At 55.7% G+C, this 14,485-nt stretch carries 16 protein-coding genes; 10 read left to right on the plus strand and 6 right to left on the minus strand.

The genetic code is table 11. The features are described 5' to 3' along the window. Together DAI21_RS16805 and DAI21_RS16810 are read left to right on the plus strand one after the other, a co-directional pair. Entirely contained in the window at window positions 1-861 is an 861-nt protein-coding gene (locus DAI21_RS16805) for an HlyD family secretion protein (protein WP_107703696.1), read from the plus strand. Then, complete coding sequence (locus tag DAI21_RS16810; RefSeq protein WP_100780400.1) at window positions 861-2,894, plus strand: FUSC family protein; 2,034 nt, start codon at window positions 861-863, stop codon at window positions 2,892-2,894. The genes DAI21_RS16805 and DAI21_RS16810 overlap by 1 nt, the downstream gene beginning before the upstream one ends. On the opposite strand, the gene sodC is transcribed toward DAI21_RS16810, so the two are convergent. The 3 genes from sodC to DAI21_RS16825 form a co-directional block, all read right to left on the minus strand. Continuing rightward, window positions 2,873-3,391, minus strand: coding sequence for a superoxide dismutase [Cu-Zn] SodC (gene sodC / locus DAI21_RS16815; protein WP_100780401.1), 519 nt, complete (start codon window positions 3,389-3,391; stop codon window positions 2,873-2,875). The two genes, DAI21_RS16810 and sodC, sit on opposite strands and share 22 nt — an antisense overlap. An 80-nt stretch (window positions 3,392-3,471) precedes the next feature. Then, entirely contained in the window at window positions 3,472-4,368 is an 897-nt protein-coding gene (locus DAI21_RS16820) for an aldo/keto reductase family oxidoreductase (protein ID WP_100780402.1), read from the minus strand. Between the two features lie 48 nt (window positions 4,369-4,416). Next, window positions 4,417-4,656 carry a DUF1289 domain-containing protein gene (locus DAI21_RS16825; protein WP_100780403.1) on the minus strand — a complete coding sequence of 80 codons (240 nt, stop codon included), beginning with the start codon at window positions 4,654-4,656 and terminating at the stop codon, window positions 4,417-4,419. Window positions 4,657-4,804: 148 nt separating this feature from the next. Here DAI21_RS16825 and eptA point away from each other — a divergent pair, with 148 nt between their 5' ends. The 5 genes from eptA (at window position 4,805) to rnt (ending at window position 9,476) form a co-directional block, all read left to right on the plus strand. Beyond that, a complete protein-coding gene (eptA, locus tag DAI21_RS16830; protein ID WP_107704279.1) occupies window positions 4,805-6,433 on the plus strand; it encodes a phosphoethanolamine transferase EptA in 1,629 nt (542 codons plus the stop codon). A gap of 39 nt (window positions 6,434-6,472) precedes the next feature. Further along, window positions 6,473-7,072, plus strand: a complete 600-nt coding sequence (locus DAI21_RS16835) for a TetR/AcrR family transcriptional regulator (RefSeq protein WP_102103566.1) — start codon at window positions 6,473-6,475, stop codon at window positions 7,070-7,072. A 53-nt stretch (window positions 7,073-7,125) separates the two neighbouring features. Further along, the gene (locus DAI21_RS16840) at window positions 7,126-8,223 is read left to right on the plus strand and encodes an alkene reductase (RefSeq protein ID WP_102103565.1); all 1,098 of its coding nucleotides are present in this window, start codon (window positions 7,126-7,128) and stop codon (window positions 8,221-8,223) included. A 99-nt stretch (window positions 8,224-8,322) separates the two neighbouring features. Beyond that, window positions 8,323-8,730, plus strand: a complete 408-nt coding sequence (gene gloA, locus DAI21_RS16845) for a lactoylglutathione lyase (RefSeq protein ID WP_012017189.1) — start codon at window positions 8,323-8,325, stop codon at window positions 8,728-8,730. 95 nt (window positions 8,731-8,825) lie between these two features. Further along, window positions 8,826-9,476: a ribonuclease T gene (rnt, locus tag DAI21_RS16850; protein WP_100780407.1), complete on the plus strand. Its 651-nt coding sequence runs from the start codon at window positions 8,826-8,828 to the stop codon at window positions 9,474-9,476. A gap of 46 nt (window positions 9,477-9,522) precedes the next feature. On the opposite strand, the gene grxD is transcribed toward rnt, so the two are convergent. Beyond that, the gene (gene grxD / locus DAI21_RS16855; protein WP_095281803.1) at window positions 9,523-9,870 is read right to left on the minus strand and encodes a monothiol glutaredoxin 4; all 348 of its coding nucleotides are present in this window, start codon (window positions 9,868-9,870) and stop codon (window positions 9,523-9,525) included. 340 nt (window positions 9,871-10,210) lie between these two features. Between grxD and DAI21_RS16860 the strand changes: the two genes are divergently transcribed. Further along, window positions 10,211-10,993, plus strand: a complete 783-nt coding sequence (locus DAI21_RS16860; protein ID WP_107703697.1) for a C40 family peptidase — start codon at window positions 10,211-10,213, stop codon at window positions 10,991-10,993. A gap of 122 nt (window positions 10,994-11,115) precedes the next feature. Then, complete coding sequence (gene sodB, locus DAI21_RS16865; RefSeq protein ID WP_100780409.1) at window positions 11,116-11,697, plus strand: superoxide dismutase [Fe]; 582 nt, start codon at window positions 11,116-11,118, stop codon at window positions 11,695-11,697. Between the two features lie 38 nt (window positions 11,698-11,735). Here sodB and DAI21_RS16870 read toward each other — a convergent pair whose 3' ends face one another. Both DAI21_RS16870 and DAI21_RS16875 read right to left on the minus strand, forming a co-directional pair. Beyond that, entirely contained in the window at window positions 11,736-12,902 is a 1,167-nt protein-coding gene (locus DAI21_RS16870) for an MFS transporter (protein ID WP_107703698.1), read from the minus strand. Window positions 12,903-13,071: 169 nt separating this feature from the next. Then, on the minus strand, window positions 13,072-13,161 hold the full coding sequence (locus tag DAI21_RS16875) for a YnhF family membrane protein (protein WP_100780411.1): 90 nt from the start codon (window positions 13,159-13,161) through the stop codon (window positions 13,072-13,074). Window positions 13,162-13,457: 296 nt separating this feature from the next. On the opposite strand from DAI21_RS16875, the gene purR reads away from it, so the two are divergent. Beyond that, a complete protein-coding gene (gene purR, locus DAI21_RS16880; protein WP_100780412.1) occupies window positions 13,458-14,483 on the plus strand; it encodes an HTH-type transcriptional repressor PurR in 1,026 nt (341 codons plus the stop codon). Window positions 14,484-14,485: the final 2 nt, after the last annotated feature.

Consider the following 14,485-nt stretch of genomic DNA (forward strand, 5'->3'; position numbering starts at 1 on the left):
ATGTCGCTGAAAACTCTTAAATATTTCTCCAGCCTGTTGGTTCTGGCTCTGGCACTGGTCGCGGGCTGGTGGCTATGGAATTTTTACATGCAGTCGCCGTGGACGCGCGATGGCAAAGTCCGCGCCGAGCAGGTCAGCATTACGCCGCAGGTCTCCGGGAGCATCACGTCTCTGCTGGTTAAGGATAACCAGCGGGTGAAAGCGGGAGACGTGCTCTTTCGCATCGATGAGACACCGTTTCATATCGCAGTACTGAACGCCCAGGCGCAGCTGGCAAAAGCACAGTCCGACCTGGCGAAAGCCAACAATGAAGCCAATCGCCGCCGCCACCTGCCGCAAAACTTTATCTCTGCTGAAGATCTTGATACCGCGAATATCAACGTCAAAGCCATGAAGGCCAGCGCTGAGGTGGCAGAAGCCACGCTGAAACAAGCACAGTGGCAGCTCACGCAAACGGTCGTTAAAGCGCCCGTTGACGGATGGGTAACCAATCTTTCCACCCGCGAGGGGAACTACGCCACTCAGGGGCAGCCGGTCTTTGCGCTGGTAGACAGCCACTCGTTCTACGTTGTCGGTTATTTCGAAGAGACAAAGCTTCGTCATATCCAGGAAGGCGCACCGGCGCAGATCACGCTTTACAGCGGCTCCACCCGGTTACAGGGTCACGTCTCCAGCATTGGTCGCGCCATTTACGATCAGAGTGTCGAGACCGACTCCGGCCTTGTGCCCGACATCAAACCTAACGTGCCGTGGGTGCGCCTCGCCCAGCGCGTTCCGGTCCGCGTGGAGTTCGACAAACTCCCGGCAGACATCACGCTGGTCTCCGGCACAACCTGCACCGTCTCGATCGGAACGCGCTGATGGACCTCTCTGCTTTCTCCTGGCGCAAAATGCCGTGGTTCAAAGCAACCCCTGCGCAGTGGCGATATGCCCTGCGCAACGGCATCGCCATGTGTCTGGCCCTTTCGGTGGCTTATTATCTGAATCTGGATGAGCCTTACTGGGCGATGACCTCAGCGGCGGTGGTCAGTTTTCCTACCGTCGGAGGGGTGATCAGTAAAAGCCTCGGGCGCGTCGCGGGCAGCCTGCTGGGGGCCACGGCGGCGCTGATTATCGCCGGGCACACGCTCAACGATCCCTGGCTCTTTTTGCTGAGCATGGCCGGCTGGCTGGGCTTGTGTACCTGGGCCTGCGCCCATTTTACCAACAACGTGGCCTACGCGTTCCAGCTCGCCGGTTATACAGCGGCGATTATCGCCTTTCCGGTAGTCAATATTCTGGATACCACCGAGCTGTGGGATATCGCTCAGGCACGCGTGTGCGAAGTGATTATCGGTATCCTCTGCGGCGGCGTGATGATGATGATTCTGCCCAGCACCTCGGATGGAACAACGCTTATCACCGCCCTGAAAACCATGCATGCTCGCCTGCTTGAGCACGCAAGTTTACTCTGGCAGCCTGACTCCAGCGACGCGATCCGCCTTGCCCACGAGAAAGTCATCGGGCAGATCCTGACGATGAACCTGCTGCGTATTCAGGCGTTCTGGAGCCATTACCGTTTTCGTCGCCAGAACACGTTGCTGAACTATCTTCTTCACCAGCAGCTAAGGATGACCAGCGCCCTCTCCGGCCTGCGCAGGATGTTACTCAACTGGCCAAACCCGCCGGAAAACACGCGGGAAGTGATCGACCGTCTGCTGGCGGCGCTCGCTAACCCGCAAACCGATATCCTTACGGTGGCGCGGATTATTGCCCCTCTCGCCCCGACGGATGAGTTTGACTACCGCCATCGCGCCTTCTGGCAGCGGCTGCTCTATTTCTGTCGTTTATATCTGCGCAGCAGCCGCTGGATCAGAGCCGTTGAGGAAGCCACGCCCATAACCGAATTCGCGGTGCCGGGCAGCCCGGCGCTGACCCGTCATACGGATAATATCGAAGCGCTCTGGAGCGGATTTCGCACCTTTTGCGCCCTGATGCTGGTGGGCGCATGGAGCATTACGACACAATGGGAATCCGGCTCGGCAGCGTTGACTCTGGCGGCAATCAGCTGCGTGCTTTACTCGGTGGCAGCTTCCCCCTTCAACTCCCTCACGCTGCTGTTGCGCACGCTGGTGCTGCTCTCGCTGTTCAGTTTCGCAGTGAAATTCGGGCTGATGGTGCAGGTCACCGATCTGTGGCAGTTCCTGCTGTTCCTGTTTCCGCTGCTCACGACCATGCAGTTGCTGAAATTGCAGATGCCAAAACTCGCCGGATTGTGGGGGCAGCTGATCGTCTTTATGGGTTCGTTTATCTCTGTCACTAATCCACCGGTGTACGATTTCGCCGATTTTCTGAATGATAATCTGGCGAAGATCCTCGGCGTTGGTCTGGCGTGGCTGGCGTTTGCGGTCCTCCGTCCTGGCTCCGATGCGCGCAAAAGCCGACGCCACATTCGCGAATTGCGCGCGGGATTTGTCGATCAGCTCAGCCGCAAACCCCATCTGAGTGAAAATGAGTACGAGTCGCTGGTTTATCATCACGTGAGCCAGCTGAACAACAGTCAGGACGAATTATCCCGCCGCTGGCTGCTGCGCTGGGGCGTGGTGCTGCTGAACTGCTCGCATGTAGTGTGGCAGTTGCGTGCATGGGAAACGCGCTCAGATCCGCTGTCGCAGGTGCGCGACATCTGTATCTCTCTGCTGAGAGATGTCATGAGCAAACGGGGCGTGCAGCAACGTCCGCTGGCGGTCACGCTTGCCGAGCTGCAGCGCATCAGTGAGACGCTCGCACGCCACCCCCTTCCGGCCGCGCGCGATTTAGCGTCTCTTGTCTGGCGTTTACACTGCTCCCTGTCGCAGCTGGAACAGGCCCCGCCGCCAGGGACAATCACCGATCAGATCACGCCGCAGGCGTAACGTGCGCCGCCACCGCCCAGCGGTTTAGGCTGATCGGACATGTTATCGCCGCCGACGTGAATCATCAGCGCCTTGCCTTTGATGTCATCAAGTTTTTTCAGACGCGGGGCCACAACGGGGTCGGTGGCTATTCCGTCGTTGTTCACCACCAGCACAGGCAGATCGCCCTCGTGGCCTAACCCTTCCGGACCTTCGTGTTTGCCCGTCTGATGAGGGTCAAAATGGCCGCCAGCGGCTTCTGCCGCAGAGGCTTTACCCTCTTTCAGTGCAGGCTGACAGCTGCCTTTAGCGTGAACGTGAAAACCATGTTCACCAGGAGGAAGTGCTTTGAGATCGGGCGCAAATTTCAGCCCTTTGTCGGTTTCAGAAATCGTCACCGTCCCGATGGACTGGCCGATCCCTTGTGAGGTAACGAGATTCATGTCGACGGTTTCGCTGGCTGCCTGCGCACCTGCGCACACAACCAGCGTCACGACTGCCAGAGCAAAACGCTTCATATGACCTCCTCGGGTTTAATTTGCCCCTAAAGTTTAGACCAGGGGCAACATTTTCACCGGAAAGTCAGGCTAATGCGCAGTTAAGGTACGTCGTAGCCCAGCGCGGCCTTGCGGATGCGGAACCACTGCTGGCGCGTCATTTGCAGCTCTTCTGCCGCAATCGCCGAGCGCACACGCTCGATTTTGCCGGAGCCAATAATCGGCAGCGGCTGCGACGGCAGGCGCAGGATCCACGCATAAACGACTTGCTCAATGCTCTCGGCGTTTAGCTCGCGGGCCACGGTTTCCAGTTCATCTCGCAGCGGCTGGAAGGCCTCGTCGTTGAACAGACGACCACCGCCAAGGCAGGACCAGGCCATCGGACGAATGCGCAGCTGTTGCAGCTGATCGAGAGTTCCGTCGAGCAGCAGCGGCTGGTGAACCGGGGAGATTTCCACCTGGTTGGTCGCGAGCGTAAACGGCAGACGGGACTGGAGCAGCGCGAACTGCGCCGGTGTGAAGTTCGACACGCCGAAGTGGCGCACTTTCCCGCTCTGATGCAGCGACAGGAACGCCTGCGCCACGTCGTCCGCATCCATCAGGGGATCGGGACGGTGAATCAGCAGCAAATCCAGATGGTCGGTGGCCAGATTGACCAGCGACTGCTCGGCGCTTTTGATGATGTGATCGCTGTCGGTGATGTAATGCCCCAGGGCATTTTCGGCGCGCGCGGTGGTGGCAATACCGCATTTGGTGACAATCTCCATGCGCTCACGCAGGTGTGGCGCAAGTTTCATGGCCTCACCGAACGCCGCTTCGCACAGATAGCCGCCGTAGATATCGGCGTGATCGACAGTGGTAATCCCGAGGTCGAGATGTTCCTCAATGAAACTGACCAGCTGGCGCGGGGACATATTCCAGTCCATCAGACGCCAGTAACCCATGACAAAACGCGAAAACTCTGGGCCCTGCGGGGCAAGGGCAATACGCTGAACCATAACAATTTCCTCAAGGAAGTGATGTCATGAGTATACGCATTTCCGCCGCTAAAAAAGTGAAGGCTGCTGAGGTTCTTCCGTATCGGTCGGTTTGTTTGCGCGTAATTTGCGCAATAGACGCTGTCGGCACAGGCGTATGACGTCCTGTTTTTCCGCGTCGCTCATCTTTTGCCAGTTAAAACGCTCGTCGCGGCTGCGCATACAGCCCCGGCAAAAACCGCGTTCATCCGACTGACAAATTCCCCGGCACGGGCTCTGGATGGGGAAAAACTCCAGTTGCTCTGCCACACACACCTCCCGAAATCACTTAACACCTTCAGTGAAGACGCTAAACGCCGTGCCTGCAAGGGCTTTAGCACAGAAATGTGTCATTAAGGTTTCTCTAATCTTCGCTCCCTATACTCGCCTCATCAATATAACAAATGGTTTCTTTATGATGTGGTCCGCGAAAAAGTTACAGTGTAACGATATTAAATTTACCCTCGGCTGCGCCCTGTTCTTTACTCTCCTCAATGCCCTGTTTATTCAGCGCAGCTGGCAGATTATTGCCCCGTCGCATCTGCATGACTTCCTGTTTGCGGCGTCCGTGCCGCTGGTTCTGTTTTGTGGCTGGGTGATTATTTTCAGCCTGCTTAATATCCCCTTTATCCGTAAACCGCTAATGATTCTGTTGACCCTGGGCTGTGCCGGGGCCACGTACTTTATGTTCACCTATGGCGCTGTCATCGATCAGAACATGATGGTGAATATTTTCGAGACCAACTCGCAGGAAGCCACCGCGCTGGTCACGCCGCAAATGCTGCTGTGGATCGCGGCGATCGGGTTAATTCCCTCCATTGCACTGCTGTTTATTCGTATTCGTTCCGGGAAATGGTGGTACACGCTGCTTACGCGCGTCGCGGCCATTCTGGGTGCCCTGATGGTAATTATTCTGGTGGCCTCGGTCTTCTATAAGGATTACGCCTCGCTGTTTCGCAATAACAAAAGCATCGTCAAAATGGTGACGCCTGCTAACTACGTCAGCGCTATCGCCAAATACAGCAAAAACCGCTGGTTTGCAGGCGATCAAACGCTGGTACGCATCGGCCAGGACGCCCAGAAAGGGCCAGTCATTCTGGCGCAGAAGAAAAAAACGGTGCTGGTGCTGGTGATTGGCGAAGCCTCTCGCGCGGAAAATTACTCTCTCAACGGTTACGGGCGCGACACCAACCCGCAGCTCAAAAAAGAGAACATGATTAACTTCCCACAGGCGTCATCGTGCGGAACAGAAACGGCGGTTTCAGTGCCGTGCATGTTCTCCGGTATGCCGCGCAAAAAATATGATGCCGATCTGGCGCGTCATCAGGAAGGTTTACTGGATGTGCTGGCGCACGCTGGCATTAATCTGCTGTGGCGTGAAAACGATGGCGGCTGTAAGGGCGCCTGCGATCGTATTCCGCACACGGATATGACCCAGTGGAAACTGGATCAGTTCTGCAAAGATAAATCCTGTATTGATGACGTCAACCTGCACCGTCTGGACAACGTGCTCGACGGCCTGAAGCAGGACTCGGTTCTGGTGATCCACCTGATGGGTAGCCACGGCCCGGCCTATTACCAGCGCTATCCAAAAGCGTATCGCCAGTTTACCCCGACCTGCGACACCAACCAGATCCAGGACTGCGATCATCAGGCGCTGATGAATACCTACGACAACACCATCCTCTATACGGATAGCGTGGTCAGTAAAACCATTGATGCACTGAAAGCGCGTCAGACGACGATGAACACCGCGCTGATTTATCTCTCCGATCACGGCGAATCGCTCGGCGAAAACGGGCTGTATCTGCACGGCACGCCGTACATGCTGGCGCCGACACAGCAGACGCATATTCCGTTTATGTTCTGGCTCTCGCCGGATTACGTGAACAACTACAGTATCAACGAGCCGTGCTTACGCGATCGGGCGGCGAAAACAGAGGTGTCTCAGGATAATTTGTACTCGACCGTGCTCGGGATGATGAACATAAAATCAGCGGTTTATCATCCGCAGATGGATCTCATCAGTACCTGTCGAAAATCGTGATACTTGCATTAGACCGATTGGTCTATTACAGTGAGCGCCATGAGCAAAAATACTGAACACGATACACGCGAACATCTTCTGGCCACCGGCGAGCGTCTCTGTATGCACCGCGGGTTTACCGGAATGGGGCTGAGCGAGTTGTTAAAAACCGCTGAGGTGCCAAAGGGTTCGTTTTATCACTACTTCCGCTCCAAAGAAGCGTTTGGCGTGGCGATGCTGGAGCGGCACTATGCCAGTTACCACCAGCGTCTCGCCGCCCATTTTGCCAGCGGCGAAGGGTGCTACCGTGATCGAGTGCTCAACTACTATCAGGAAACGCTGAACCAGTTCTGTCAGCAGGGCATTATCAGCGGTTGCCTGACCGTTAAATTGTCCGCCGAAGTGTGCGATCTGTCAGAAGATATGCGCACCGCGATGGACAAAGGGGCCAGCGGCGTTATCGCCCTGCTGGCTCAGGCGCTGGAAAAAGGTCGCGCTGAAAAAACGCTAAACTTTAGCGGCGATCCTTTAACGCAGGCCCAGGTGTTGTACGCGCTGTGGTTAGGCGCAAATTTGCAGGCCAAAATTTCCCGCAGCGCCGTGCCGCTTGAAAGCGCGCTGGCGCATGTGAAGAACAGTATTACGACGCCTGGCGTTTAACAGGCGTTTTTATTTATTCATCTACTAGTCGACCGGTCTACTCAGGAGTCATGATGTCAACTGAAAAATTATTTACCCCACTGAAAATCGGTGCGGTTACCGCACCCAATCGCGTATTAATGGCCCCTCTCACCCGTCTGCGCAGCATTGAGCCGGGCGATATCCCAACGCCGCTGATGGGTGAATACTATCGCCAGCGCGCCAGCTCCGGCCTGATCATTTCCGAAGCGACCCAGATCTCCGCTCAGGCGAAAGGTTATGCGGGCGCACCGGGCCTGCACAGCCCAGAGCAGATCGCAGCATGGAAAAAAATCACCGCCGGTGTTCATGCCGATGATGGTCGCATCGCGGTCCAGCTGTGGCATACGGGCCGTATCTCCCACAACAGCATCCAGCCTGGCGGCCAGGCACCGGTTTCCGCGTCTGCCCTGAACGCCGGAACCCGCACCTCGCTGCGTGACGAAAACGGCCATGCCATTCGCGTGGATACCTCTACCCCACGCGCGCTGGAACTCGATGAGATCCCAGGCATCGTCAATGATTTCCGCCAGGCGGTGGCGAATGCACGTGAAGCCGGTTTCGACCTGGTCGAGCTGCACTCTGCGCACGGTTACCTGCTGCACCAGTTCCTCTCCCCGTCTTCTAACCAGCGTACCGATCAGTACGGCGGCAGCGTGGAAAACCGCGCCCGTCTGGTGCTGGAAGTGGTGGATGCGGTGTGCCAGGAGTGGAGCCCGGACCGTATCGGTATCCGCGTTTCGCCAATTGGATCGTTCCAGAACGTGGACAACGGCCCGAACGAAGAAGCCGACGCGCTGTATTTGATCGAAGAGCTGGCGAAACGCGGCATCGCGTATCTGCACATGTCCGAGCCGGACTGGGCGGGCGGTCAGCCGTACTCTGAGGCATTCCGTGAGAAAGTGCGTGCGCGCTTCCAGGGTGTCATCATCGGTGCGGGTGCGTACACCCCAGAGAAAGCGGAAGATCTGATTGGCAAAGGTCTGATCGACGCCGTGGCCTTTGGTCGCGATTACATCGCCAACCCGGACCTGGTGGCACGTCTGCAGCGTAAAGCCGAGCTGAACCCACAGCGTCCAGAAAGCTTCTATGGCGGCGGCGCTGAAGGCTATACCGACTACCCTTCCCTGTAATTCCTCGGTTGTCCATTGATAGCGGCGATGATTCGCCGCTATACTAAAACATCGTTTCTGTTCAAAAAGATAAGCCATTGAGTTGGTCAAGAGGAAAATATGCGCCTACTTCATACCATGCTGCGCGTTGGTAACCTGCAACGTTCTATCGATTTCTACACTAACGTACTGGGCATGCAGCTGCTGCGCACCAGCGAAAACCCGGAATACAAATATTCCCTGGCGTTCGTCGGTTACGGCCCGGAAAGCGACGAAGCAGTAATCGAGCTGACCTACAACTGGGATGTCGATAGCTACGAGCTGGGCACCGCTTACGGCCACATCGCGCTGGAAGTGGATAACGCGGCAGAAGCGTGCGAGCGCATTCGCAGCAACGGCGGCAACGTGACGCGCGAAGCGGGTCCGGTCAAAGGCGGCACCACCGTGATTGCCTTCGTGGAAGATCCTGACGGTTACAAAATCGAACTGATTGAAGCCAAAGACGCCGGTCGCGGTCTGGGCAATTGATCCCTCCGGGCGCGTTCTGCGCCCGTTGTTTTACTGCATCGCCTCGCAAAATTTGTCATAATACGCACTGCTTTTTTCCCTTGTAAGAGACCCTGATGTCCGATAACGCTCAACTTACCGGTCTGTGCGACCGTTTTCGTGGTTTTTATCCTGTTGTGATTGACGTAGAAACAGCCGGATTTAACGCTAAAACCGATGCGCTGCTTGAGATTGCAGCCATTACGCTGAAAATGGATGAACAGGGCTGGCTTACACCGGACACCACGCTGCATTTCCATGTTGAACCTTTCGAAGGCGCGAACCTGCAGCCAGAAGCGCTGGCCTTTAACGGCATTGATCCTACGAACCCACTGCGTGGCGCGGTGAGTGAATATGACGCCCTGCATGCCATTTTTAAAATGGTGCGCAAAGGCATGAAGGACAGCAATTGCAATCGCGCGATCATGGTGGCGCACAACGCCACGTTCGATCACAGCTTTATGATGGCCGCCGCCGAGCGCGCGTCGCTCAAGCGTAACCCGTTCCATCCGTTCGTGACCTTCGATACCGCCGCGCTGAGCGGGCTGGCACTGGGCCAGACCGTGCTCTCCAAAGCCTGTATTACTGCGGGCATCGATTTCGACGGTACTCAGGCGCACTCGGCGCTTTACGACACTGAGCGCACATCAGAACTGTTCTGTGAGATTGTGAACCGCTGGAAGCGTCTGGGTGGCTGGCCACTGCCGATGGGTGACAGCGAAGAATAAAAAAAGCGACCGAAAGGTCGCTTTTTTTTGCCTGATGCAAAAGAACTTATTCTGCGTCTGGCTCTTCGGTTTTGTACTTAGCAGCGGTTTCTTTGATCAGCTGCTGCAGTTCGCCACGCTGATACATTTCGATCAGAATGTCGCAACCGCCGACCAGCTCACCATCAACCCACAGCTGCGGGAAGGTTGGCCAGTTAGCGTATTTCGGCAGCTCAGCGCGGATGTCCGGATTCTGCAGAATATCAACGTAAGCAAAACGCTCGCCACAGGCAGACAGCGCCTGCACGGCTTGTGCAGAGAAACCGCAGTTTGGCAGCTTCGGTGAACCTTTCATGTACAGCAGAATCGGGTTTTCAGCGATCTGGCGCTGGATTTTTTCAATAGTCGTGCTCATGTCTTGCTTCCTTTAACTTCTGTTACGGCGATCGTCTGACATTGTAGCGGGTCAGAGAGACATCGGAAAATAACATTTTCGTCACCTGCTTATATCTTAACGGTTGTCGGCTAAAGTTGCATTCCAAAGATAGCTTACCCCCTCACCCGGTGTGGTTTTGTTCAGGGAGTGAACAACGCGGCAACAATCTGACTTTTTTTTTTGCACTCGCTAACGAAACAGACTTTTAGACCGATAAATGCTATTAACATCTCGCAGATTTTTAGATTAGAATCGACGGGCTTTGTAAATCATACGTGGGTACTATTGATGACCCACATCTAATTCAGGGGAATGCTCAGTGGCGCGGATAACAAAAATCTCGATCACGCTCTGTGCTTTACTGTTTACATCACTCGTTTTCACGCCAGCGGCTAACGCCTCGGAGCAGGCGCGGCACTCTGCCGTGCAGAAGTCACATCTGGCGAAAACCACAGAACGTAAGAAAAAAACACCTACCAGCACCCGTAAAAGCGAAAAGAAAAAAACCACTACCGCACGAAAGCAGTCCTCCTCCAGTAAGGCCCTCACCAGTAAAACCCGCAGCAAACCCACCCGCACTGCCGCAAAAGTTGCAAAAGTGGCTCCGGAAAAATGCACCGTCCGGAAAGGCCACAAAACGAACTGCGTGAAAGTGGGCAAAACTGCGAAGCTCTCTGAGGTGCATAAAGTGCGCGTACAGAAAGCGCAGAAAACCGCGATGAATAAGCTGATGGGGCAGATTGGCAAACCCTATCATTGGGGCGGCACCTCCCCGCGCACCGGTTTCGACTGCAGTGGTCTGGTCTATTACGCCTATAAAGATCTGGTGAAGTTCCGCATCCCGCGTACGGCGAATGAGATGTATCACCTGCGTGATGCGGCAGCCGTGAATCGCGGTGAGCTGGAGAGCGGAGATCTGGTCTTCTTCCGCACGCAAGGTCGCGGCACCGCCGATCACGTTGGCGTTTACGTTGGCAACGGCAAGTTTATCCAGTCGCCTCGCAGCGGGCAGGATATCCAAATCACCTCCCTGAGCGAAGATTACTGGGTTCGCCATTACGTTGGCGCCCGCCGCGTAATGACCCCGAAAACCATTCGCTAATCCCTGCCCTGCCGCACCGTCGGCAGGGTAAGTTCCTCTTTTGCATACCCTTTCAATTTGCTACTCTATCCTTGCACTCAATAGGGTTATTGCAGTGCAACACTATAATAAGGAGAGAAGCAATGTCGTTCGAATTACCTGCATTACCGTATGCAAAAGACGCCCTGGCTCCGCACATTTCGGCGGAAACCCTGGAATACCACTACGGCAAACACCATCAGACCTATGTCACTAACCTGAACAATCTGGTTAAGGGCACTGCGTTTGAAGGTAAAACGCTGGAAGAGATTGTGCGCAGTTCTGACGGCGGTGTGTTCAACAACGCCGCTCAGGTCTGGAACCACACGTTCTACTGGCACTGCCTGGCACCGAACGCCGGTGGCGAACCAACCGGTGAACTGGCGGCTGCCATTAACGCCGCATTCGGCAGCTTTGCAGATTTCAAAGCGAAGTTTACTGACGCAGCAATTAAGAACTTCGGCTCTGGCTGGACGTGGCTGGTCAAAGAGGCCGACGGCAAACTGGCTATCGTCTCAACGTCAAACGCGGGAACGCCGCTGACCACCAGCGCGAAACCGCTGATGACCGTTGATGTGTGGGAACACGCGTATTATATCGACTACCGTAACGCTCGCCCGAACTACCTTGAGCACTTCTGGGCGCTGGTTAACTGGGAATTTGTGGCGAAGAACTTCGCGGCATAAATGAGACGCAGAAGGGGCAGCCCTTCTGCGTTTTTTGATTACTCTGTGACGCGAACAGGTTCCGGCTGTTTACGGCCCGATGTCAGGACCAGCAGCAGGCCGAGCGCCGCAATAATCGCCCCCATCACCGGTACAAAAGCGTATCCCAGCCCGCCTGAAATCACCGCCCCACCCGCTGCCGCACCCAGCGCATTTCCGAGATTAAACGCCCCGATATTCACGGAAGAAGACAGGCCTGGCGCTTCGTGCGCCACACGCATGACGCGCATCTGCAATGGCGGAACCACGGCAAAGGTTGCAGCGCCCCACACCACCATCGCGATGGCCGCCCCAAACTCGTTGCGCGCAAGCCAGGGAATCGCGAGCATAATCACAATCAGCAGCGTTAAGAAGCCTTTCAGCGTCCCGGTGACCGAACGATCCGCCAGTTTACCGCCGAGATAGTTGCCCAGGGAGAAACCGACGCCAATCAACACCAGCATCGCCGTCACGAACAGCGGTGTGGCGTGGGTGATATCGTGCAGAACCGGTGAAATGTAGGTGTAGAGCGTAAACATCGCGCCCGCCCCGAGCACCGTGGTTAACAGAGCGGAGAGCACCTGTGGACGAACCAGCACCGACAGCTCTTTACGCACGTCCGGGCGCTCGCCCGCTTGGCCTTTCGGAAGGGAGAAGAACAGTGCAATCATCGCCACTACGCCCAGCCCTGCGGTTGCCATAAACGACATCCGCCAGCCAATGACTTCACCAAGCCAGGTCGCCGCCGGTACACCGCCAATATTGGCGATGGTTAGCCCCATAAACATGGTTGCCACCGCGCTGGCCTGCTTGTGTTTTGGCACCACGCTCGCCGCCACCACTGAGCCTAAGCCAAAGAACGCGCCGTGGTTCAGGCTGGTCAGAATGCGTGACAGCAGCAGCGTGGTGTAATCCGGTGACAGCGCCGAGAGCACGTTACCGAGGGTAAAAATCGCCATCAGGAAGATCAGCGCATTGCGACGGGCACGATGCGACAACAGTAGCGTCATGAGCGGCGCGCCAATCATCACGCCAATGGCGTAGGCGCTGATCAGCATGCCTGCGGCCGGAATAGAGACATCTACCCCTTTGGCGATAACCGGCAACAGCCCCATCGGGGAAAACTCGGTGGTGCCGATGCCAAAAGCGCCAATCGCCAGGGCCAGCAGGGGAAAATTGATTTTCATTGATTAACTCCGGATGCCGTGTCGTCGCGCGACACGGGACTAAGATGTCAAAAGCATGACATCAATCACAAAAAATGAGAAGTTAACAAATTAGCAAAAGATTTTTGCCCTGCGGGTAACAATCAGGGAACGGGCAGGAGACGAGGGAGAGAACTCTCCCCCGCTTAAATCAGTGCAGCGCAGCGGTCAGACCCGCAGCGACAATCAGAGCCAGAACAATAATGGTTGTCGTCAGCGAAAACTTCAGATCGGTACTCATCAATTTTTCTCCTTTTAATCACCCCACGAAAAGTGAGCTTGCTCATTTTTACACAGTTTACCCCAAAAATCTTCCTGGATTTAGGCTGATAAACGTTTTTGCTCTTCCCCTTTTCATCAAGATAAGACAAAATTCCACGCTAAATTTATAAGCGTACCGGCCACTGACCCCCTCCTGACGTTCTGAGTCGTTTTCCCGGCGTATCGCAATTCACATTGCGAGATAAGGGTGAGAGAAGGCAAACGTTTACCTTTAAGTATTTCAGGAGTTTAAGATATGGTCTGGAGTGACATGTAATGGCAACAATCAAAGATGTGGCGAAACGCGCAAACGTTTCCACTACAACCGTATCACATGTAATTAACAAAACGCGTTTCGTTGCGGAAGAGACGCGCAACGCCGTATGGGCCGCCATCAAAGAGCTGCACTACTCCCCAAGTGCCGTGGCGCGTAGCCTGAAGGTGAACCACACTAAATCGATCGGCCTGCTGGCGACCAGCAGCGAAGCCGCCTATTTTGCCGAGATCATCGAAGCGGTTGAGAAAAACTGTTTCCAGAAGGGCTACACCCTGATTCTCGGTAACGCCTGGAACAGCCAGGAGAAACAGCGCGCTTACCTGTCGATGATGGCGCAAAAGCGCGTTGATGGCCTGCTGGTGATGTGTTCCGAATACCCGGAGTCCGTACTCTCCATGCTTGAAGAGTATCGCCACATTCCGATGGTGGTAATGGACTGGGGTGATACCCGCGCTGATTTTACCGATTCCGTCAACGATAATGCCTTTGAAGGCGGCTACATGGCAGGTCGCTACCTGATTGAGCGTGGTCACCGCGAAATCGGCGTCATTCCGGGTCCGCTGGAGCGCAACACCGGCGCAGGCCGTCTGGCAGGGTTCATGAAAGCGATGGAAGAAGCGCTGATTACGGTGCCAGAAAACTGGATCGTGCAGGGCGACTTCGAGCCGGAATCCGGCTACCGCGCGATGCAGCAGATCGTCTCCCAGTCGCACCGCCCTACCGCGGTCTTTATCGGGGGTGACATTATGGCGATGGGCGCCCTTTGCGCAGCCGATGAGCTGGGGTTGCGCGTGCCGCAGGACATTTCCGTGATCGGGTACGATAACGTGCGCAACGCTCGCTACTTCACTCCGGCGCTAACGACCATTCACCAGCCGAAAGACTCGCTGGGCGAAACGGCGTTCAATATGCTGTTGGACCGCATCGTCAGCAAGCGTGAAGAGTCGCAGTCGATAGAAGTCCACCCACGTCTGATTGAACGCCGCTCCGTGGCCGACGGTCCGTTCCGCGACTACCGCCGTTGATC

It is taken from the genome of Lelliottia sp. WB101, assembly GCF_003051885.1.
GTDB lineage: Bacteria > Pseudomonadota > Gammaproteobacteria > Enterobacterales > Enterobacteriaceae > Enterobacter > Enterobacter nimipressuralis.